Genomic DNA, 21,141 nt, shown 5'->3' with positions numbered 1-21,141 from the left:
GCCTAAAAGGCAATAAATAATAGAAAAGAGAGAAAAAACTATGGCAGTTCAAATGGAATACGAAAAAGATGTCAAAGTAGCAGCACTTGACGGTAAAAAAATCGCCGTTATTGGTTATGGTTCGCAAGGGCATGCGCATGCTCAAAACTTGCGTGATTCAGGTCGTGATGTCATTATCGGTGTACGTCCAGGTAAATCTTTTGACAAAGCAAAAGAAGATGGATTTGACACTTACACAGTAGCAGAAGCAACTAAATTGGCTGACGTTATCATGATTTTGGCACCAGACGAAATCCAACAAGAATTGTACGAAGCAGAAATCGCTCCAAACTTGGAAGCTGGAAACGCAGTTGGATTTGCTCATGGTTTTAACATCCACTTTGAATTTATCAAAGTCCCTGCAGAGGTAGATGTCTTCATGTGTGCTCCTAAAGGACCAGGACACTTGGTACGTCGTACTTATGAAGAAGGATTTGGTGTGCCAGCTCTTTACGCAGTTTATCAAGATGCAACAGGAAATGCTAAAAACATTGCTATGGACTGGTGTAAAGGTGTTGGGGCAGCTCGTGTAGGTCTTCTTGAAACAACTTACAAAGAAGAAACTGAAGAAGATTTGTTTGGTGAACAAGCTGTACTTTGTGGTGGTTTGACTGCCCTTATCGAAGCAGGTTTTGAAGTCTTGACAGAAGCAGGTTACGCTCCAGAATTGGCTTACTTTGAAGTTCTTCACGAAATGAAATTGATCGTTGACTTGATCTACGAAGGTGGATTCAAGAAAATGCGTCAATCTATTTCAAACACTGCTGAATACGGTGACTATGTATCAGGTCCACGTGTAATCACTGAACAAGTTAAAGAAAACATGAAAGCTGTCTTGGCAGACATCCAAAATGGTAAATTTGCAAATGACTTTGTAAATGACTATAAAGCTGGACGTCCAAAATTGACTGCTTACCGTGAACAAGCAGCTAACCTTGAAATTGAAAAAGTTGGTGCAGAATTGCGTAAAGCAATGCCATTTGTTGGTAAAAATGACGATGATGCATTCAAAATCTATAACTAATTGATAGAAATTAAGGTGAAGGCGAGTTGGGGGACTAACTCGCTTTTATAATCAATTCATCTCTCTTTTTAGAGGATGAATTGTGATAGTATGAAATAGTCTAGGAGAAAAAGATGTTAAGTTCAAAAGATATCATCAAGGCTCATAAGGTCTTGAATGGTGTGGTTGTGAATACACCGCTTGATTATGACCATTATTTATCGGAGAAGTATGGTGCTAAGATTTATTTGAAAAAGGAAAATGCCCAACGTGTTCGTTCATTTAAAATTCGTGGTGCCTATTATGCCATTTCTCAGCTCAGCAAGGAAGAGCGTGAGCGTGGGGTAGTCTGTGCCTCTGCGGGAAATCATGCGCAGGGAGTTGCTTATACTTGTAATGAGATGAAAATTCCTGCTACTATTTTTATGCCCATTACGACTCCGCAACAAAAAATTGGGCAGGTTCGCTTTTTTGGTGGGGACTTCGTAACCATTAAACTAGTTGGAGATACCTTTGATGCCTCAGCCAAAGCAGCTCAAGAATTTACAGTTTCTGAAAATCGTACCTTTATTGATCCTTTTGATGATGCTCATGTTCAGGCAGGTCAAGGAACAGTTGCTTATGAGATTCTAGAAGAAGCTCGAAAAGAATCGATTGATTTTGATGCTGTCTTGGTTCCTGTTGGTGGTGGCGGTCTCATTGCTGGGGTTTCTACCTATATCAAGGAAACAAGTCCAGAAATTGAAGTCATTGGGGTAGAGGCTAATGGAGCGCGTTCCATGAAGGCTGCCTTTGAAGCTGGTGGACCTGTTAAGCTCAAGGAAATTGACAAATTTGCGGATGGGATTGCTGTACAAAAGGTAGGTCAATTGACCTATGAAGCAACTCGTCAACATGTTCAAACTTTGGTAGGTGTTGATGAGGGATTGATTTCTGAAACCTTGATTGACCTCTATTCTAAGCAAGGGATTGTTGCAGAACCTGCTGGAGCGGCTAGTATCGCCTCTCTAGAGGTGTTGGCTGAATATATCAAGGGGAAAACCATTTGTTGTATCATTTCTGGAGGAAATAATGATATCAACCGTATGCCAGAAATGGAAGAACGTGCCTTGATTTATGATGGGATCAAGCATTACTTTGTGGTCAATTTTCCACAGCGTCCAGGGGCTTTGCGTGAGTTTGTAAATGATATCCTAGGACCAAATGATGATATCACACGATTTGAGTATATCAAACGAGCTAGCAAGGGGACAGGGCCTGTATTGATTGGAATCGCTTTGGCAGATAAGCATGATTATGCAGGCTTGATTCGTCGAATGGAAGGTTTTGATCCATCTTATATTAACTTAAATGGTAATGAAACGCTCTATAATATGCTTGTCTGAGGACTAATAAAAAAATATCATATTATTTGCACAACTGATGTATAGGTGCTATAATGAGAGTGAGGAAAGGGGGCGATTCCTATGGACTTAGGAAATCGATTACGCTATTTCTATCACAAGTCATTATAGTACCTATTATTTTTTGATTGGGTTTATAGTAAGGGAGTAAAATTACTTGTTATATATAAGGAGTATTTTTAGAATCCACTATTTTATATATGTCTAATCTGAAATTTGGTTAAATATAATAGGAATTAGAAAAAATAATCAATACTAATGAGAAGCTTTATACTGAGTTAACTGAGAAGAGTGATAAGATACTAAGAAGATAAAAACAGTGGAAGATGTTGGAAGATAAGATACTATGGTTTCCTAACTACTCATCTTTTTATAGGTTTGAAGAAATAAAAAGGAATATTGATAAAGTAAATAAATAGTACCAGTTGAGCAAGTGAAAAGTGCTTATAAAGGCAGGAAGAATATCAAAGAAGGAGAAGAGAAATAATAGTTAGTAATAGTGTGGAGAGAAAGTCTTCTGCTATTAGAAATATCATTTTAAAGTTAGGTAAATAGAATAAAGTTGAAGATAAAACCTGTCTAATCTATCAAGAATTGGTATTTGTAAAGTATGAATATTTTTACAAATAAAAGAGTTAATAATACAATTATTTTAAAGGTGTTTACTAATGGTTTATAGTAATTAAAAACCTATATATTATCGGCTTTAATAAGATAGTAACAGAAAAATAAATCATTAATTTTATTGAATATATGTTTTTTTATTGACAAAAGGCATAAAAACGTATACAATTAAATATCGTAAAGAAGAAAATAGGAGAAGGACATGGCTAAGTCAAACTTTGAAAAAGTAGAATCAGTTGTTGGCTGGGTTCGTGATAAGAAGATCACAGGCTACCGTATCTCTAAAGAAACGAATGCGCGTGAAATGTCTATCATTGCTCTAGCGCAGGGGCGTGCAAAAGTAAAAAATATTTCGTTTGAAACAGCTCTAGGTTTAATTGATTTCTATGATAAAAATCATGAAAAATTTGAAGATTAATCTTTGGATAATGGCGGATTCTTGAATAAGGTCTGCCTTTTCATTTTTTGGCTAGTAAAAAGACTGCACGGTTGATGCAGCCTTTTCTTTTTATTTGAGATAACGTTGAAGGAATTCTTTTGTACGCTCTTCTTTAGGATTGGTGAAGAGGTCTTCTGGTTTGCCTTCTTCAGCAATCACGCCCTTATCCATAAAGATAACACGGTGAGAGACATCACGGGCAAATTCCATCTCGTGGGTTACAACAATCATAGTCAAGCCTTCCTGAGCTAAATCCTGCATGATTTTGAGGACTTCTCCAACCATTTCTGGATCGAGAGCTGATGTTGGTTCATCAAAGAGAATAGCGTCAGGATTCATTGAGAGGGCACGAGCGATGGCCACACGTTGTTTTTGACCACCTGAGAGTTGTTTTGGCTTGGCTTGCCAGTAGCGTTCTCCCATGCCGACTTTTTCTAGGTTTTCTTTGGCAATCTTTTCAGCTTCTGCACGTTCGCGTTTAAGGACAGTTGTCTGAGCGACAATTGTGTTTTCAAGAACGTTGAGATTTTCAAAGAGGTTAAAGGATTGGAACACCATCCCCAACTTTTCACGGTATTGTGTGAGGTCATAACCTTTTTCGAGGACGTTTTGTCCATGATAAAGGATTTGTCCATCAGTTGGCGTTTCAAGTAGGTTAATGGAGCGTAGGAAGGTTGATTTCCCGCTTCCAGAGCTTCCGATGATAGAGATGACCTCTCCCTTGTGGACAGTGAGAGAAATGTCTTTTAACACTTCGTTTTGGCCATAGGATTTTTTGAGGTGTTTAATTTCAAGGATTGCTTGTGTCATTATTTCAAATCCTCCGTTTGCATTTGGTTAGCACCTGTAGTATAGGTATCCATGTCCATGCGGCGTTCGATGAAGCGTAGGATACGTGTTACTGTGAAGGTGAGGACAAAGTAAATCACGGCGATGATTGTAAATGTCTGGAAGTATTGATAAGTTTGAGTTGCCACGGTATTTCCAGAGAAATAAAGTTCGACAACAGAGATAACGTTCAATACAGATGTATCTTTGATATTGATGACAAATTCGTTACCAGTTGCTGGTAGGATGTTACGGACTACCTGAGGTAGGACAATCTTACGCATGGTTTGGTTATGAGTCATACCAAGAGCGGTCGCTGCTTCAAATTGTCCCTTGTCAACTGCTAGGATACCGCCACGGACGATTTCAGTCATGTAGGCACCGGTGTTGATTGAAACGATGAAGATAGCGGCCAGTGTACGGTCAAGGTTGATACCGAAAGCTTGGGCAGTTCCATAGTAGATAACCATTGATTGAACAATCATAGGTGTACCACGGAAAATTTCGATATAGACATTGAGAATCCAGCCGACTAGTTTTTGTAGGCCATAAATGGCTTTGTTTTCAGATAGAGGAGCTGTACGGAAGACACCAATGGCAAGACCGATAATGAGACCTATGATGGTTCCGACGATAGAGATTAAAAGAGTGATACCAGCACCACGCAAGAGTTGTTGCCAGTTTTCAGAAAGAATTTTAGCGACTTGGCTAAAGAAACTACTGCTAGTCTCTTCAGTTGTTGTAGCTTCGGCAGGCTGTTCCTTGATCATACGATCCATTAGGGCAACTTGCTCATCTTTTGAAATAGTTTCAATGCTGGCATTGATCTGGCTAATACGATTGTCATCTTTACGAAGTCCAATGGCAATAGCTGTATCTTCTTCTCCAGTTTTGAAACCTGGTTCTACTTGAACCATTTTAAACTTAGAGTTCGCAGCTTCGGCAGTCAGTGCTTCTGGGCGTTCAGAAACATAGGCATCGATGACACCAGCCTCAAGAGCTTGGCGCATTTGAGCGAAGTCTCCCATGGCAGTTTCTTTTTTAGCGCCTGAGATTTGTGAGATCAAGTCGTAGAGGTAGACACCTTGTTGAGAAGTGATTTTTGCACCATTAAAGTCATCCAAAGATTTGGCATTTGCATAGGCAGAATCTTTTTTAACTAGTAGAACTGGTTCGCTAGTGTAGTAGCTGCTTGAAAAGGCAATTTCTTGTTTACGCTCGGCAGTAGGACTCATACCTGCGATAATCATGTCAATTTTACCAGAAGTAAGGGCAGGGACTAGACCTTCCCACTTGGTTTTAACAACCAAAGGTTCTTTACCTAAGTCCTTAGCGATTTTCTTGGCGATTTGAACATCGTATCCGTTAGCATACTGGTTAGTCCCATCGATTTTGACAGCCCCATTGCTATCATCATCCTGAGTCCAGTTAAAGGGGGCATATGCCGCTTCCATACCGATGCGTAAATATTCATCAGCTTGAGCAACATTGACAAGTCCCAGCATCAGCAAGAGACTTGTGAAAATAGATAAGTATATTTTTCTCATGATTTCTCCTATTTCTAATCTATTAAAAAATAACTGTCTCCTATTTTATCGAAAAAAACTCTATTTTTCAATATAGGTAAGCCCTTACTTGAGAAAAAATGATATAATGATAGCAAAGATAAAAAGGGGGCTTAGTTGATGAAAAAAACTTTTTTCTTACTGGTGTTAGGCTTGTTTTGCCTTCTTCCACTCTCTGTTTTTGCCATTGATTTCAAGATAAACTCTTACCAAGGGGATTTGTATATTCATGCAGACAATACGGCAGAATTTAGACAAAAGATAGTTTATCAGTTTGAGGAGGACTTTAAGGGGCAAATCGTGGGACTTGGACGTGCTGGCAAGATGCCTAGTGGATTTGACATTGATCCTCATCCAAAGGTTCAGGCTGCGAAAAATGGTGCTGAACTAGCAGACGTTACTAGCGAAGTGATAGAAGGAGCAGATGGTTATACTGTTAAAGTCTATAATCCAGGCCAGGAAGGCGACACAGTTGAAGTTGACCTTATCTGGAACTTAAAGAATTTGCTTTTCCTTTATGATGATATCGCTGAATTAAATTGGCAACCTCTGACAGATAGTTCAGGGGCTATTGGGAAGTTTGAATTTCATGTAAGGGGAGACAAGGGGGCTGAAAAACTCTACTTCCATACAGGGAAACTCTTTAAAGAAGGAACGGTTGAAAAGAGTAACCTTGATTATACTATTCGTTTAGATAATCTTCCGTCTAAGCGTGGAGTTGAATTGCATGCCTATTGGCCTCAAACTGATTTTGCTAGCGCTAGGGATCAGGGCTTGAAAGGAAATCGTTTAGAAGAGTTTAATAAGATAGAAGACTCGATTGTTAGAGAAAAAGATCAGAGTAAACAACTCGTTACTTGGGTGTTTCCTTCCATACTTTCCATCTCTTTGTTATTGAGTGTCTGCTTCTATTTTGTCTATAGAAGAAAGACCACTCCTTCGGTCAAATATGCCAAAAATCATCGTATCTATGAACCACCAATGGAATTAGAGCCTATGGTTTTATCAGAGGCTGTCTACTCTACCTCCTTGGAGGAAGTGAGTCCCTTAGTCAAGGGGGCTGGAAAATTCACCTTTGATCAACTTATTCAAGCTACCTTGCTAGATGTGATAGACCGTGGGAATGTTTCTATTATTTCAGAAGGAGATGCAGTTGGTTTGAGGCTGGTGAAAGAAGATGGCTTGTCAAGTTTTGAGATAGACTGTCTAAATCTGGCCTTTTCAGGCAAAAAAGAAGAAACTCTTTCCAATTTGTTTGCAGATTATAAGGTATCTGATAGTCTTTATCGTAGAGCAAAAGTCTCTGATGAAAATCGGATTCAAGCAAAGGGGCGTCAGCTCAAATCTTCTTTTGAAGAAGTATTGAACCAGATGCAAGAAGGAGTGAGAAAACGAGTTTCCTTCTGGGGGCTTCCGGATTATTATCGTCCTTTAACTGGTGGGGAAAAGGCCTTGCAAGTGGGGATGGGACTCTCTACTATCCTACCCCTATTTATCGGATTTGGTTTGTTCTTGTACAGTTTAGACGTTTATGGCTATCTTTACCTCCCCTTGCCTATACTTGGTTTTCTAGGTTTGGTTTTGGCTGTTCTCTATTATTGGAAGCTTCGGCTAGATAATCGTGATGGTGTCCTAAATGAAGCAGGGGCAGAAGTCTACTATCTCTGGACCAGTTTTGAAAATATGTTACGTGAGATTGCGAGATTGGATCAGGCTGAATTGGAAAGTATTGTGGTCTGGAATCGCCTCTTGGTCTATGCGACTTTATTTGGCTATGCGGACAAGGTCAGTCATTTGATGAAGGTTCATCATATCCAAGTGGAAAATCCAGACATTAACCTCTATGTAGCGTATGGCTGGCACAGTATGTTTTATCATTCAAGTGCGCAAATGAGCCATTATGCCAGTGTCGCAAATACAGCAAGTACCTATTCCGTATCTTCTGGAAATGGAAGTTCTGGGGGTGGCTTCTCCGGAGGTGGCGGCGGGGGCAGTATCGGTGCCTTTTAAAGAGAGCTGTCACAGACTGAAAAAATATGCTATAATGGAAGATAGAAAAAAGGAGTAATCTATGTATCTTATTGAAATTTTAAAATCTATCTTCTTCGGTATTGTTGAAGGAATTACGGAATGGTTGCCCATTTCAAGTACAGGTCACTTGATTTTAGCAGAGGAGTTTATCCAATACCAAAATCAGAATGAATCTTTTATGTCCATGTTTAATGTTGTGATTCAGCTTGGTGCGATTTTGGCGGTTATGGTGATTTACTTTAATAAGCTCAATCCCTTTAAACCGGGTAAAGACAAGCAGGAAGTTCGTAAGACTTGGAGACTGTGGTTAAAGGTCTTGGTTGCCACTTTGCCTTTACTTGCCGTCTTTAAATTTGATGATTGGTTTGATACTCACTTCCATAATATGGTTTCAGTTGCTCTCATGTTGATTATCTATGGGATTGCCTTTATCTACTTGGAAAAGCGCAACAAAGCGCGTGCTATCGAGCCAAGTGTGACAGAGTTGGACAAGCTTCCTTATACGACAGCTTTCTATATCGGACTCTTCCAAGTTCTTGCCCTTTTACCAGGGACAAGCCGTTCTGGAGCCACAATTGTCGGTGGTTTGTTAAATGGAACCAGTCGTTCAGTTGTGACAGAATTTACCTTCTATCTTGGAATTCCTGTTATGTTTGGAGCTAGTGCATTAAAGATTTTCAAATTTATAAAAGCAGGACAACTCTTGAGCTTTGGGCAATTGTTCTTGCTCTTGGTTGCGATGGGAGTAGCCTTTGCAGTCAGCATGGTCGCTATTCGTTTCTTGACAAGCTATGTGAAAAAACACGACTTTACCCTTTTCGGTAAATACCGTATCGTGCTTGGTGGTGTCTTGCTACTTTATAGCTTTGTTCGTTTATTTGTATAAGAAAAACCTTGAAGGGGCAACTCTTCAAGGTTTTATACTCTTCGAAAATCTCTTCAAACCGCGTCAGTTCAATCTGCAACCTCAAAACAGTGTTTTGAGCAGCCTGCGGCTAGCTTCCTAGTTTGCTCTTTGATTTTCATTGAGTTTTAAAATCCAGTCATGGTAATCCCCAACAGGCGGACACCTCTTTCTTTTTCGTCTAACTCTTCATAGAGTTGTAGGGCTATTTGGCTTATCTGACTAGCATCCTGTGTTTTTTGAGCCAGACTTTTTCGTTTAGTCAGAGTTGAAAAGTCCTCGTAGCGGATTTTCAGAATGACAATTTTTCCAGCTTTTTCTTGTTGATTGAGATTGAGAGCGACTCTTTCTGATAGAAGAGTCAGCTCTTTTTTGATATCCTCCTCGGCACGGAGAATCTTCCCGTAGGTTTTCTCCTTCCCGATTGATTTACGGATGCGATTGGATTTGACGGGGGAATTGTGGATACCACGAGCCTTTCGATAAAGGTCATAGCCCAGTCTGCCAAAGCGGTCTATTAGGGTCACTTCAGGAACTTCAAGTAGGTCAGCGCCGATAAAAACGCCCATTTGATGAAGCCGTTCCACCGTCTTTTTTCCTACTCCATGAAACTTGGAAATATCCATTTGTTTTAGAAATTCCTCAGCCTGGTCAGGTAGAATCACTGTCAGACCATGTGGCTTTTGATAATCGCTGGCCATTTTAGCTAAGAATTTGTTGTAAGAAACGCCAGCAGAAGCAGTCAGGTGTAGTTCCTGCCAGATATCCTCTTGAATGAGACGAGCTATTTTGACTGCTGACTTGATACCGAGTTTATTTTCCGTCACATCCAAATAGGCTTCGTCAATGCTCATGGGTTCAATCAAATCTGTATAACGCTTAAAGATAGCTCGAATCTGGAGTCCCACAGACTTGTATTTCTCATAATTTCCTGAGATAAAGACAGCCTGGGGACAACGTTCATAGGCTTCCTTGGAGCTCATGGCTGAATGGACACCAAAAGCTCGCGCCTCATAGCTACAAGTGGAAACGACACCACGCCCACCTGTTTGCCGGGGGTCGCTTCCAATAATGACAGGTTTTCCTCTGAGTTTAGGATTATCCCTGATTTCTACCGCAGCAAAAAAGGCATCCATGTCAATATGGATGATTTTTCTTGACAAATCATTTAATAAAGGAAAAATCAACATGTCTACTCCCCTTTTTATCGCTTATTTTCTTTTATTATACCCTTTTTTCTGAAAAAAAGAAAAAAGGCTTTATTTTTTTCAAAAATATAATACAGTTTGGGATGAAATATAGACTGTTTTAGAAAAGAAAGTGTAAAAATAGGGATTTATCACTTGTTGAAATCGGTTACTGTATGGTATACTTGTCTCATGAATGTAACAGATGACTGTTACTAGAAAGAAAAAAGAGGACATTAACATGGTTGTTAAGACAGTTGTTGAAGCACAAGATATTTTTGACAAAGCTTGGGAAGGCTTCAAAGGCGTAGATTGGAAAGAAAAAGCAAGTGTATCACGCTTCGTACAAGCTAACTACACACCTTACGATGGAGACGAAAGCTTCCTTGCAGGACCAACAGAACGTTCACTTCACATCAAAAAAATTGTAGAAGAAACTAAGGCTCACTACGAAGAAACTCGTTTCCCAATGGACACTCGTCCAACTTCTATCGCTGATATCCCTGCAGGATTTATCGATAAAGAAAACGAAGTTATCTTTGGTATCCAAAACGATGAACTCTTCAAATTGAACTTCATGCCAAAAGGTGGTATCCGTATGGCTGAAACTACTTTGAAAGAAAATGGATACGAACCAGACCCAGCTGTTCACGAAATCTTCACTAAATACGTAACAACAGTTAACGACGGTATCTTCCGTGCTTACACTTCAAACATTCGTCGCGCTCGTCACGCACACACTGTAACTGGTCTTCCAGATGCATACTCACGCGGACGTATCATCGGTGTTTACGCACGTCTTGCTCTTTACGGTGCAGACTACTTGATGCAAGAAAAAGTAAACGACTGGAATGCAATCGAAGAAATCGATGAAGAAACAATCCGTCTTCGTGAAGAAATCAATCTTCAATACCAAGCATTGCAACAAGTTGTTCGCTTGGGTGACCTTTACGGAGTTGATGTTCGCAAACCAGCGATGAACGTTAAAGAAGCTATCCAATGGGTTAACATCGCCTTCATGTCTGTCTGCCGTGTTATCAACGGTGCTGCTACATCCCTAGGTCGTGTGCCAATCGTATTGGACATCTTTGCAGAACGTGACCTTGCTCGTGGTACATTTACTGAATCAGAAATCCAAGAATTTGTTGATGATTTCGTTATGAAACTTCGTACAGTTAAATTTGCTCGTACAAAAGCTTACGACCAATTGTACTCAGGTGACCCAACATTCATCACAACTTCTATGGCTGGTATGGGTAACGACGGTCGTCACCGTGTTACTAAGATGGACTACCGTTTCTTGAACACTCTTGACAACATCGGTAACTCTCCAGAACCAAACTTAACAGTTCTTTGGACTGACAAATTGCCATACAACTTCCGTCGCTACTGTATGCACATGAGCCACAAACACTCTTCTATCCAATACGAAGGTGTAACAACAATGGCTAAAGACGGATATGGTGAAATGAGCTGTATTTCATGCTGTGTGTCTCCACTTGACCCAGAAAATGAAGAACAACGCCACAACATCCAGTACTTCGGTGCGCGTGTAAACGTATTGAAAGCCCTTCTTACTGGTTTGAACGGTGGTTACGACGATGTTCACAAAGACTACAAAGTATTTGACATCGAACCAATCCGTGACGAAGTTCTTGAATTCGAATCAGTTAAAGAAAACTTTGAAAAATCTCTTGACTGGTTGACTGACACTTACGTAGATGCTTTGAACATCATCCACTACATGACTGATAAGTACAACTACGAAGCTGTTCAAATGGCCTTCTTGCCAACTAAACAACGTGCAAACATGGGATTCGGTATCTGTGGATTTGCTAACACTGTTGATACATTGTCAGCTATCAAATACGCTACAGTTAAACCAATCCGTGACGAAAACGGCTATATCTACGATTACGAAACAATCGGTGAATACCCACGTTGGGGTGAAGATGATCCTCGTTCAAACGAATTGGCAGAATGGTTGATTGAAGCTTACACAACTCGTCTACGTAGCCACAAACTTTACAAAGACGCAGAAGCTACAGTTTCACTTTTGACTATCACATCTAACGTTGCTTACTCTAAACAAACTGGTAACTCACCAGTCCACAAAGGTGTATATCTCAACGAAGATGGTTCTGTGAACTTGTCTAAACTTGAATTCTTCTCACCAGGTGCTAACCCATCTAACAAAGCTAAAGGTGGATGGTTGCAAAACTTGAACTCACTTTCTAGCCTTGACTTTAGTTATGCAGCTGACGGTATCTCATTGACTACACAAGTTTCTCCACGTGCTCTTGGTAAGACTCGTGACGAACAAGTTGATAACTTGGTAACAATACTTGATGGTTACTTCGAAAACGGTGGACAACACGTTAACTTGAACGTTATGGACTTGAACGATGTTTACGAAAAGATCATGTCAGGTGAGGACGTTATCGTACGTATCTCTGGATACTGTGTAAACACTAAATACCTTACTCCAGAACAAAAGACTGAATTGACACAACGTGTCTTCCACGAAGTTCTTTCAATGGATGATGCCTTGGATGCATTGAGCTAAGATTATATAAAATAATACAAAGAAGGACTAGTTAAAAGCTAGTTCTTCTTTTTGTAAAATTTATTGGTCAATTAAAGTCAAATCTCTTGACCTTTTCTGACTAATGTAGTATATTATGAACGTAAGGTAAATGAAAGCCTTACGTGAACACTTATTTAAAGTAAAATAGAAAGAGGTGTGTCTATGTTTAATCTAGAAATCTTCAGAAGTAAAGATAGTCTACTCCTGCTTGAAAAAGAAAAACCAGAAATAGTACGTAGAGTAGCCATCTAGCTAGTCTAAATTTTTTAAAACAAAGGTCAAAGATAGTCAATATCAGTAATCGTAACTAAGTAAACAAAAAGAGGTAAAGAATATGAACAACAACTTTAATAATTTTAACAACATGGATGATTTATTTAACCAATTGATGGGTGGTATGCGAGGATACAGTTCTGAAAATCGCCGTTACTTAATTAATGGACGCGAAGTCACACCTGAGGAATTTGCTCACTATCGTGCAACTGGTCAATTGCCAGGAAATGCAGAATCTGATGGACAAATGCCACAACAGGCTTCAGGTATGAAACAAGACGGTGTCCTTTCTAAACTAGGCCGAAACTTGACCGCAGAAGCTCGTGAGGGCAAGTTGGATCCTGTTATCGGACGAAACAAGGAAATTCAAGAAACATCTGAAATCCTCTCACGTCGTACCAAGAACAATCCTGTTTTAGTCGGAGATGCAGGTGTTGGTAAGACAGCAGTTGTCGAAGGTCTAGCGCAGGCCATTGTGAACGGAGATGTTCCTGCTGCTATCAAGAACAAGGAAATTATTTCTATTGATATCTCAGGTCTTGAGGCTGGTACTCAATACCGTGGTAGCTTTGAAGAAAACGTTCAAAACTTAGTCAATGAAGTAAAAGAAGCGGGAAATATCATTCTCTTCTTTGATGAAATTCATCAAATTCTCGGTGCTGGTAGCACTGGTGGAGACAGTGGTTCTAAAGGTCTCGCGGATATTCTCAAGCCAGCCCTCTCTCGTGGTGAATTGACAGTGATTGGGGCAACGACTCAGGATGAATACCGTAACACCATCTTGAAGAATGCAGCTCTTGCTCGTCGTTTCAACGAAGTCAAGGTCAATGCTCCTTCAGCAGAGGATACCTTTAAAATTCTTCAAGGAATTCGTGACCTCTATCAACAACACCACAATGTCATCTTGCCAGACGAGGTCTTGAAAGCAGCAGTGGATTATTCTGTCCAATACATTCCTCAACGTAGCTTGCCAGATAAGGCTATTGACCTTGTTGATGTAACGGCAGCTCACTTGGCAGCTCAGCATCCAGTGACAGATGTGCATGCTGTTGAACGTGAAATTGAAGCGGAAAAAGACAAGCAAGAAAAAGCGGTTGAGGCAGAAGATTTTGAAGCAGCTCTAAACTATAAAACACGCATTGCTAAATTGGAAAAGAAAATCGAAAACCACACAGAAGATATGAAAGTGACTGCAAGTGTCAACGATGTGGCTGAATCTGTAGAACGAATGACGGGTATTCCAGTTTCACAAATGGGAGCATCAGATATCGAACGTTTGAAAGATATGGCTCATCGCTTGGAACACAAGGTGATCGGCCAAGATAAGGCAGTTGAAGCTGTAGCTCGTGCCATCCGTCGTAACCGTGCTGGTTTCGATGAAGGCAATCGTCCAATCGGTAGCTTCCTCTTTGTAGGGCCTACTGGGGTTGGTAAGACTGAGTTAGCTAAGCAATTGGCACTGGATATGTTTGGAACCAAGGAAGCGATTATTCGTTTGGATATGTCTGAATATAGTGACCGCACAGCTGTATCTAAGCTAATTGGTACAACAGCCGGATATGTAGGATATGATGACAATAGCAATACCTTGACAGAACGTGTTCGTCGCAATCCTTACTCTATCATTCTCTTGGATGAAATCGAAAAAGCTGATCCTCAAGTCATCACCCTTCTCCTTCAAGTCTTGGATGATGGTCGTTTGACAGACGGTCAAGGAAATACGGTGAACTTTAAGAACACTGTTATTATCGCAACTTCAAATGCAGGCTTTGGTTACGAAGCTAACTTGACAGAAGATGCGGATAAACCAGAATTGATGGACCGTTTGAAACCATTCTTCCGTCCAGAATTCCTCAACCGCTTTAACGCAGTCATTGAGTTCTCACACTTGACGAAGGAAGACCTTTCTAAGATTGTGGACTTGATGTTGGCTGAAGTCAACCAAACCTTGGCTAAGAAAGACATTGACTTGGTAGTCAGTCAAGCGGCTAAAGACTATATCACAGAAGAAGGTTACGATGAAGTCATGGGTGTTCGTCCACTCCGTCGCGTGGTTGAACAACAAATTCGTGATAAGGTAACAGACTTCCACTTGGATCATCTAGATGCCAAACATTTGGAAGCAGACATGGAAGATGGTGGTTTAGTTATTCGTGAAAAAGCCTAACTCAAGATTCTGAGAATAAAAAAGAAGGAACCAGCTGAAAAAAACTGGTTCCTTTTTTGTGTTTAAATCACATGACGCTCAAAGGCATCATCTGAGATTCCTTGTTCAAGAATGAGTTTCGCCCATTCTTTAGCAGAGAAGAGGCTGTGATCCTTGTAGTTTCCGCAAGATTCGATAGTTGTTCCAGGAACATCTTCCCAAGTAGTAGTCTCAGCGATTTCTTTGAGCGAATCCTTGATAACAGCTGCAATCTCGGCGCTAGTATGGCGTCCCCACATAATCATGTGGAAACCTGTACGGCAGCCAAATGGCGAACAGTCAATCATACCGTCAATTCGGGTACGGATGAGTTTGGCTAAGAGGTGTTCAATGGTGTGAAGGCCAGCGGTAGGGATAGAGTCCTCATTTGGTTGCACCAAGCGAATATCATAATTGGAGATGATGTCTCCTTTTGGTCCTGTTTCTTCCCCAATCAAGCGAACATAAGGTGCTTTAACAATAGTGTGATCAAGTTCAAAACTTTCAACAATAACTTCTTTTGACATGGTAAATCCTTTCAGTTTTCTTCTTTCATTATAACATAAAGCTGGCTCCTGAGACAGAGAGAAAACCTCTCCGAGAGTGGAGAGGTTGCAATCTTTACTTACGATACAAACGGTCGTATTGGTAGTAAGGGTCAAAGGTTACATTGATACCCAATTTACGAAGGACATTCTTGTCTTCATCTGTCAAGATGATGGTTGAGTGTGCTTCGCTTCCTTTGAGGTTGCCAAGCTCTTCCATAGCGCGGGCAGCATCAGGATTTTCTGTAGCTGTGATAGCCAGTGCAATCAAGATTTCATTTGAATGCAGGCGTGGGTTGCGGCTACCTAGATGATCGATTTTAAGACCTTGGATTGGTTTGACAAGTTCAGGTTCGATTAGTTTTACTTCTTTAGCGATATCAGCTGATTTCTTGATGGCGTTGATCAAGGCAGCGGCTGTAGGGCCAAAGAGTTCTGAGTTCTTACCAGTGACAATTTCCCCAGTTGTCAATTCAAGTGCTAGGGCTGGTCCGCCAGTTTCTTCTGCCTTTTGATGAGCGACGACAGCAACCTTGCGGTCTGCAGGTGTGATACCGAGGTCGTTCATGAGCAACTCAATTTTCTTGACAGCAGCTTCACCAACTTTTTCGGCTTTAAAATCAAGAACAGTTTGATAGTAACGGCGGATGATTTCTTGTTTGGAAGCTTCGATGGCAGACTCATTATCTGTAATAGCGAAACCAACCATGTTGACACCCATGTCTGTCGGAGAAGCGTATGGAGACTCTCCTAGAATACGTTCTAACATGCGCTTGAGCACTGGGAAAATCTCGATATCACGGTTGTAGTTGACAGTGGTTTCTCCGTAGGTTTGGAGATGGAAGGGGTCAATCATGTTGACATCATCAAGGTCTGCGGTTGCAGCCTCGTAGGCCAAGTTGACTGGATGATGAAGGGGAAGATTCCAAACTGGGAAGGTTTCAAATTTAGCGTAACCAGACTTGATACCATTGATTTGGTCGTGGTACATATTTGACATACAAGTTGCCAATTTTCCAGAACCAGGTCCAGGAGCTGTTACGACGATCAAGTTGCGACTGGTTTTGATGTAGTCGTTTTTCCCCATACCTTCTGGAGAAATGATGTGATCCATATCCGTCGGATATCCTTTGATTGGATAATGAAGATAAGAATCAATGCCGTTTTTCTCAAGTTGGTTGCGGAAGGCATCTGCAGCTGGTTGCCCAGCGTATTGTGTAATGACAACGGAGCCAACAAAAATTCCCAATTCATTGAATTTATCAATCAAGCGAAGAACTTCTTGGTCATAAGAAATGCCCAAGTCACCACGTGCTTTGGAATGCTCGATATTGCTAGCATTAATAGCAATCACTACCTCAACCTGCTCTTTCAATTCTTGTAAGAGCTTGATTTTGTTGTCAGGCTCATAACCAGGAAGGACTCGAGCAGCGTGGAAATCTTCTAACATTTTTCCACCAAACTCCAAGTAGAGCTTGCCGTCGAATTGATTAATGCGCTCCAAGATGTGGTCGCGCTGTAGATTCAAATATTGTTCAGAACTAAAAGCTTGTTTTTTCATTTTTTTACCTCTGCCCTCTATTATAATAAAAAATTGGAAGTTAGGAAACTACGGAGTTAAAAAAGGAATCAAAAAGATTAGGCAAACGCTTGCACAAAATTCCCAAAAGCGCTATCATAGACTATAGATTATGAAAATAATGAGGTAAGAAGATGCAAGAAAAATGGTGGCACAATGCCGTAGTCTATCAAGTCTATCCAAAGAGTTTTATGGACAGCAACGGAGATGGAATTGGTGATTTGCCAGGTATTACCAGTAAGTTAGACTATCTAGCTAAGTTAGGAATTACAGCGATTTGGCTTTCTCCTGTTTATGACAGCCCTATGGACGATAATGGCTACGATATTGCTGATTATCAAGCAATTGCAGCTATTTTTGGAACCATGGAGGATATGGACCAACTGATCGCGGAAGCTAAGAAGCGTGATATTCGTATCATCATGGACTTGGTGGTTAATCATACCTCAGATGAACATGCTTGGTTTGTCGAGGCCTGTGAAAATCCTGATAGCCCTGAACGAGATTACTATATCTGGCGGGATGAACCTAACGATTTAGATTCTATCTTTAGTGGGTCTGCTTGGGAATACGATGAAAAGTCAGGTCAATACTATCTTCACTTTTTCAGCAAGAAACAGCCTGATCTCAACTGGGAGAATGAAAAGCTTCGTCAGAAAATTTATGAGATGATGAACTTCTGGATTGATAAAGGCATTGGCGGTTTCCGTATGGATGTTATTGACATGATTGGCAAAATTCCTGATGAGAAGGTAGTCAATAATGGACCTATGCTCCACCCTTATCTCAAGGAGATGAATCAGGCCACCTTTGGCGATAAGAATCTCTTGACAGTAGGGGAGACTTGGGGAGCAACTCCAGGAATTGCCAAGCTCTACTCTGATCCAAAGGGGCAAGAATTGTCTATGGTCTTCCAATTTGAACACATCTGTCTTCAGTATCAGGAAGGTCAACCTAAATGGCACTATCAAAAAGAGCTGAATATCCCTAAGTTAAAAGAGATTTTCAACAAATGGCAGACAGAGTTAGGTGTTGAGGACGGCTGGAATTCACTCTTTTGGAACAATCATGACCTCCCTCGTATCGTCTCAATCTGGGGAAATGACCAAGAATATCGTGAAAAATCTGCCAAAGCCTTTGCGATTTTGCTTCATTTGATGAGAGGGACACCTTATATCTACCAAGGTGAGGAAATTGGGATGACCAACTATCCATTTGAAACACTGGAGCAAGTGGAAGATATTGAATCCCTCAACTATGCGCGTGAAGCTCTTGAAAAAGGCGTTCCGATGGAAGAAATTATGGACAGTATCCGTGTTATTGGACGTGACAATGCCCGTACTCCTATGCAATGGGACGAGAGCCAAAATGCTGGTTTCTCGACAGGTCAACCTTGGTTAGCAGTCAATCCAAACTATCAAGCAATCAACGTTCAAGAAGCGCTGGCAAATCCAGATTCTATTTTCTATACCTATCAGAAGTTGGTTCAAATCCGCAAAGAGAATAGCTGGCTGATTCGAGCTGACTTTGAATTACTTGATACAGCTGACAAGGTCTTTGCCTATATTCGTAAAGATGGCGACCGTCGTTTCCTAGTTGTGGCCAATTTGTCCAATGAAGAGCAAGGCTTGGCCGTAGAAGGAAAAGTTAAATCTGTCTTGATTGAAAACATCGTGGCTCAAGAAGTTTTTGAAAAACAAATCTTGGCTCCATGGGATGCTTTCTGTGTGGAATTACTATAAACATTTTTTGCAGAAACATCTAAAAATGAAATCGTATAAAAACAAGGGAGGGCTGTATGAAAGACAGAAATCCTTTGTTTTTTTATGACTAAAGTTTATAAACTTTCATTCTCAAAATTCAATTAACTTTACAAATTCCCACTATTTTGGTAAAATAAACTTATGTTATAAAAACTAACATAAAGGAGAAAGAAGATGAATACAAAAAAGCGTGTTCTTAGCGCGGGCCTGGCCTTTGCGGCTGCTTTGCTTTTAGCTGCTTGCGGACAATCAGGTTCAGATACAAAAACTTACTCATCAACCTTTAGTGGAAATCCAACTACATTTAACTATTTATTAGACTACTACGCTGATAATACATCGATTATAACCAATCTAGTTGATGGCTTGCTTGAAAATGACAACCACGGAAATCTAGTTCCATCTTTGGCAGAAGACTGGTCTGTTTCAAGCGACGGTCTGACTTATACCTATAAATTAAGAAAAGATGCCAAATGGTTCACGGCTGACGGTGAAGAGTACGCCCCAGTCAAGGCACAAGATTTTGTGACAGGTATCAAGTACGCAGTGGACAATAAATCACAGGCCATTGACTTGATTCAAAACTCGATCAAGGGCTTGAATGATTATATTACAGGAGCGGATTCTGATTTCTCTAAGGTTGGAGTGAAAGCCATTGACGACCAGACTGTTGAGTATACTTTGGTACGCCCAGAACCTTACTGGAACTCAAAAACAACTAACAGTATTCTTTTCCCGGTAAATGAAGAGTTTCTAAACTCGAAAGGGAAAGATTTTGGTACCCTATCTCCAGATAGCATTCTCTACAGCGGACCTTATTTGTTAAAAGATTTCACATCAAAATCATCTATCGAGTATGTGAAGAATCCGCATTACTATGATCATGACAAAGTATCGATTGAACACGTAAAATTGGCTTATTTTGATGGTTCAGACCAAGAATTGACCATCCGTAACTTTGAAAGTGGAGCTTATTCTATCGCTGGGGTTTATCCAAATAGTTCTAACTTCGCCAAGACAAAGGAGAAATATAAGGATAATATCGTCTATAGCTTGCAAGACAAGACTTCTTGGTATTTTAATTTCAACGTCAACCGTAAGGCTTACAATCACACTGCTAAAACGACAGATGAGCAGAAGAAGTCAACTGAGACAGCTGTCTTGAACAAAAACTTCCGCCAAGCGGTGAACTTTGCCTTGGACCGCACAGCCTATTCTGCTCAGTCAAATGGGGAAGAAGCGGCTAGCAAGACTCTTCGTAACACCCTAGTGCCTCCAACATTTGTCCAAGTTGGAGACAAGACCTTTGGAGAAGTAGTCGCTTCTAAATTGGTTAACTATGGCACAGAATGGTCAGGTATGAACCTGGCAGATGCTCAGGATGCCTATTTCAACAAAGAAAAAGCCCAAGCAAAATTTGCGGAAGCTAAAAAAGAAATGGCAAGTCAAGGTGTGACTTTCCCAATTCACTTGGATGTTGCAGTTGATCAGACAAGTAAAAATGCTGTGACAGGCATGAACTCAGTTAAGCAGACCCTTGAGTCGGTTTTAGGTGCTGATAACATTGTCATTGATGTTCAGCAACTGTCAACAGATGATTTTAATAACGTAGCCTTCTTAGCACCGACACCAGCTGATCGAGACTATGATTTGAACTTTGATGGCTGGGTAGGTGATTACCAAGATCCGTCAACTTATCTCAATCCTTTCAATGCAGAGGATGGATTCTACCTCAAGATCTTTGGTCTAGATGCTCAGGAAGATAAAACGAAAATTGCTAGTCTGGGTCTTGATACTTACACCAAGATGCTCAAAGATGCAGATAGCGAAAATAAAGATGTAGCCAAACGCTATGAAAAATATGCTGAAGCACAGGCTTGGATGATTGATAATTCTCTGATTATGTCAGCTATGTCAAGCGGTGGAACAGCATCTGTAACCAAAGTAACGCCATTTACAAGAGGTTATTCACTAGTCGGCATCAAGGGTGACGGCAATAACTACAAGTACATGAAACTGCAAAAAGATACTGTGACAACCAAACAGTTTGAAGAAGCTAAGACTAAATGGGAGCAAGAAAGCAAAAAAGCAATCGAAAAAGCTCAAAAAGAAGCAGAAAATCATGTTAAATAAAGATGAGCGAGGTTCCGTAAGGGACCTTGTTTGTTATATTTTTGATTCGTATT

Annotated in this window: 14 protein-coding genes; 9 read left to right on the top strand and 5 right to left on the bottom strand. The window is 40.5% G+C overall.

Annotated features, from left to right (window positions below):
* The first annotated feature begins 40 nt into the window (after nt 1-40).
* The 3 genes from ilvC (at nt 41) to N8M66_RS03580 (ending at nt 3,487) form a co-directional block, all read left to right on the top strand.
* On the top strand, nt 41-1,063 hold the full coding sequence (gene ilvC / locus N8M66_RS03590) for a ketol-acid reductoisomerase (protein WP_061589582.1): 1,023 nt from the start codon (nt 41-43) through the stop codon (nt 1,061-1,063).
* Between the two features lie 113 nt (nt 1,064-1,176).
* Nucleotides 1,177-2,427, top strand: a complete 1,251-nt coding sequence (ilvA, locus tag N8M66_RS03585; RefSeq protein WP_000952976.1) for a threonine ammonia-lyase IlvA — start codon at nt 1,177-1,179, stop codon at nt 2,425-2,427.
* Nucleotides 2,428-3,271: 844 nt separating this feature from the next.
* A complete protein-coding gene (locus N8M66_RS03580) occupies nt 3,272-3,487 on the top strand; it encodes a hypothetical protein (protein ID WP_001130035.1) in 216 nt (71 codons plus the stop codon).
* Nucleotides 3,488-3,577: 90 nt separating this feature from the next.
* On the opposite strand, the gene N8M66_RS03575 is transcribed toward N8M66_RS03580, so the two are convergent.
* Nucleotides 3,578-4,318, bottom strand: coding sequence for an amino acid ABC transporter ATP-binding protein (locus N8M66_RS03575; protein ID WP_049487447.1), 741 nt, complete (start codon nt 4,316-4,318; stop codon nt 3,578-3,580).
* Entirely contained in the window at nt 4,318-5,883 is a 1,566-nt protein-coding gene (locus tag N8M66_RS03570; RefSeq protein ID WP_120718993.1) for an ABC transporter substrate-binding protein/permease, read from the bottom strand. Before N8M66_RS03570 ends, N8M66_RS03575 begins: the two co-directional genes overlap by 1 nt.
* 138 nt (nt 5,884-6,021) lie before the next feature.
* Between N8M66_RS03570 and N8M66_RS03565 the strand changes: the two genes are divergently transcribed.
* Nucleotides 6,022-7,911 carry a DUF2207 domain-containing protein gene (locus tag N8M66_RS03565; protein WP_261045707.1) on the top strand — a complete coding sequence of 630 codons (1,890 nt, stop codon included), beginning with the start codon at nt 6,022-6,024 and terminating at the stop codon, nt 7,909-7,911.
* A 61-nt stretch (nt 7,912-7,972) separates the two neighbouring features.
* Nucleotides 7,973-8,818, top strand: coding sequence for an undecaprenyl-diphosphate phosphatase (locus N8M66_RS03560; protein ID WP_261045705.1), 846 nt, complete (start codon nt 7,973-7,975; stop codon nt 8,816-8,818).
* Nucleotides 8,819-8,964: 146 nt separating this feature from the next.
* Here N8M66_RS03560 and dinB read toward each other — a convergent pair whose 3' ends face one another.
* Nucleotides 8,965-10,026, bottom strand: a complete 1,062-nt coding sequence (dinB, locus tag N8M66_RS03555) for a DNA polymerase IV (RefSeq protein ID WP_261045703.1) — start codon at nt 10,024-10,026, stop codon at nt 8,965-8,967.
* 238 nt (nt 10,027-10,264) lie between these two features.
* Here dinB and pflB point away from each other — a divergent pair, with 238 nt between their 5' ends.
* Both pflB and N8M66_RS03545 read left to right on the top strand, forming a co-directional pair.
* Nucleotides 10,265-12,589: a formate C-acetyltransferase gene (gene pflB, locus N8M66_RS03550; protein ID WP_020901544.1), complete on the top strand. Its 2,325-nt coding sequence runs from the start codon at nt 10,265-10,267 to the stop codon at nt 12,587-12,589.
* A 355-nt stretch (nt 12,590-12,944) separates the two neighbouring features.
* Nucleotides 12,945-15,050 carry an ATP-dependent Clp protease ATP-binding subunit gene (locus N8M66_RS03545; protein WP_261045702.1) on the top strand — a complete coding sequence of 702 codons (2,106 nt, stop codon included), beginning with the start codon at nt 12,945-12,947 and terminating at the stop codon, nt 15,048-15,050.
* A 62-nt stretch (nt 15,051-15,112) separates the two neighbouring features.
* Here N8M66_RS03545 and N8M66_RS03540 read toward each other — a convergent pair whose 3' ends face one another.
* Both N8M66_RS03540 and N8M66_RS03535 read right to left on the bottom strand, forming a co-directional pair.
* A complete protein-coding gene (locus N8M66_RS03540; RefSeq protein WP_000032547.1) occupies nt 15,113-15,595 on the bottom strand; it encodes an S-ribosylhomocysteine lyase in 483 nt (160 codons plus the stop codon).
* 94 nt (nt 15,596-15,689) lie between these two features.
* Nucleotides 15,690-17,174, bottom strand: coding sequence for a DUF1846 domain-containing protein (locus N8M66_RS03535; protein WP_261045701.1), 1,485 nt, complete (start codon nt 17,172-17,174; stop codon nt 15,690-15,692).
* A 152-nt stretch (nt 17,175-17,326) separates the two neighbouring features.
* Between N8M66_RS03535 and N8M66_RS03530 the strand changes: the two genes are divergently transcribed.
* Both N8M66_RS03530 and N8M66_RS03525 read left to right on the top strand, forming a co-directional pair.
* Entirely contained in the window at nt 17,327-18,934 is a 1,608-nt protein-coding gene (locus N8M66_RS03530) for a glycoside hydrolase family 13 protein (RefSeq protein WP_261045700.1), read from the top strand.
* Nucleotides 18,935-19,129: 195 nt separating this feature from the next.
* The gene (locus N8M66_RS03525; protein ID WP_261045699.1) at nt 19,130-21,088 is read left to right on the top strand and encodes a peptide ABC transporter substrate-binding protein; all 1,959 of its coding nucleotides are present in this window, start codon (nt 19,130-19,132) and stop codon (nt 21,086-21,088) included.
* The last annotated feature ends 53 nt before the right edge of the window (nt 21,089-21,141 follow it).

Source organism: Streptococcus mitis (assembly GCF_946188585.1).
Classification (GTDB): domain Bacteria; phylum Bacillota; class Bacilli; order Lactobacillales; family Streptococcaceae; genus Streptococcus; species Streptococcus mitis_DG.
The sequence above is the reverse complement of the archived record's forward strand: the minus strand, read 5'-3'. Positions and strand labels throughout refer to the sequence as shown.

What these genes read in the sequence shown, in the direction of transcription:
- ilvC (WP_061589582.1), top strand. Translation starts at nt 41, where the DNA reads ATGGCAGTTCAAATGGAATACGAAAAAGATGTCAAAGTAGCAGCACTT.
- ilvA (WP_000952976.1), top strand. Translation starts at nt 1,177, where the DNA reads ATGTTAAGTTCAAAAGATATCATCAAGGCTCATAAGGTCTTGAATGGT.
- N8M66_RS03580 (WP_001130035.1), top strand. Translation starts at nt 3,272, where the DNA reads ATGGCTAAGTCAAACTTTGAAAAAGTAGAATCAGTTGTTGGCTGGGTT.
- N8M66_RS03575 (WP_049487447.1), bottom strand. Translation starts at nt 4,318, where the DNA reads ATGACACAAGCAATCCTTGAAATTAAACACCTCAAAAAATCCTATGGC.
- N8M66_RS03570 (WP_120718993.1), bottom strand. Translation starts at nt 5,883, where the DNA reads ATGAGAAAAATATACTTATCTATTTTCACAAGTCTCTTGCTGATGCTG.
- N8M66_RS03565 (WP_261045707.1), top strand. Translation starts at nt 6,022, where the DNA reads ATGAAAAAAACTTTTTTCTTACTGGTGTTAGGCTTGTTTTGCCTTCTT.
- N8M66_RS03560 (WP_261045705.1), top strand. Translation starts at nt 7,973, where the DNA reads ATGTATCTTATTGAAATTTTAAAATCTATCTTCTTCGGTATTGTTGAA.
- dinB (WP_261045703.1), bottom strand. Translation starts at nt 10,026, where the DNA reads ATGTTGATTTTTCCTTTATTAAATGATTTGTCAAGAAAAATCATCCAT.
- pflB (WP_020901544.1), top strand. Translation starts at nt 10,265, where the DNA reads ATGGTTGTTAAGACAGTTGTTGAAGCACAAGATATTTTTGACAAAGCT.
- N8M66_RS03545 (WP_261045702.1), top strand. Translation starts at nt 12,945, where the DNA reads ATGAACAACAACTTTAATAATTTTAACAACATGGATGATTTATTTAAC.
- N8M66_RS03540 (WP_000032547.1), bottom strand. Translation starts at nt 15,595, where the DNA reads ATGTCAAAAGAAGTTATTGTTGAAAGTTTTGAACTTGATCACACTATT.
- N8M66_RS03535 (WP_261045701.1), bottom strand. Translation starts at nt 17,174, where the DNA reads ATGAAAAAACAAGCTTTTAGTTCTGAACAATATTTGAATCTACAGCGC.
- N8M66_RS03530 (WP_261045700.1), top strand. Translation starts at nt 17,327, where the DNA reads ATGCAAGAAAAATGGTGGCACAATGCCGTAGTCTATCAAGTCTATCCA.
- N8M66_RS03525 (WP_261045699.1), top strand. Translation starts at nt 19,130, where the DNA reads ATGAATACAAAAAAGCGTGTTCTTAGCGCGGGCCTGGCCTTTGCGGCT.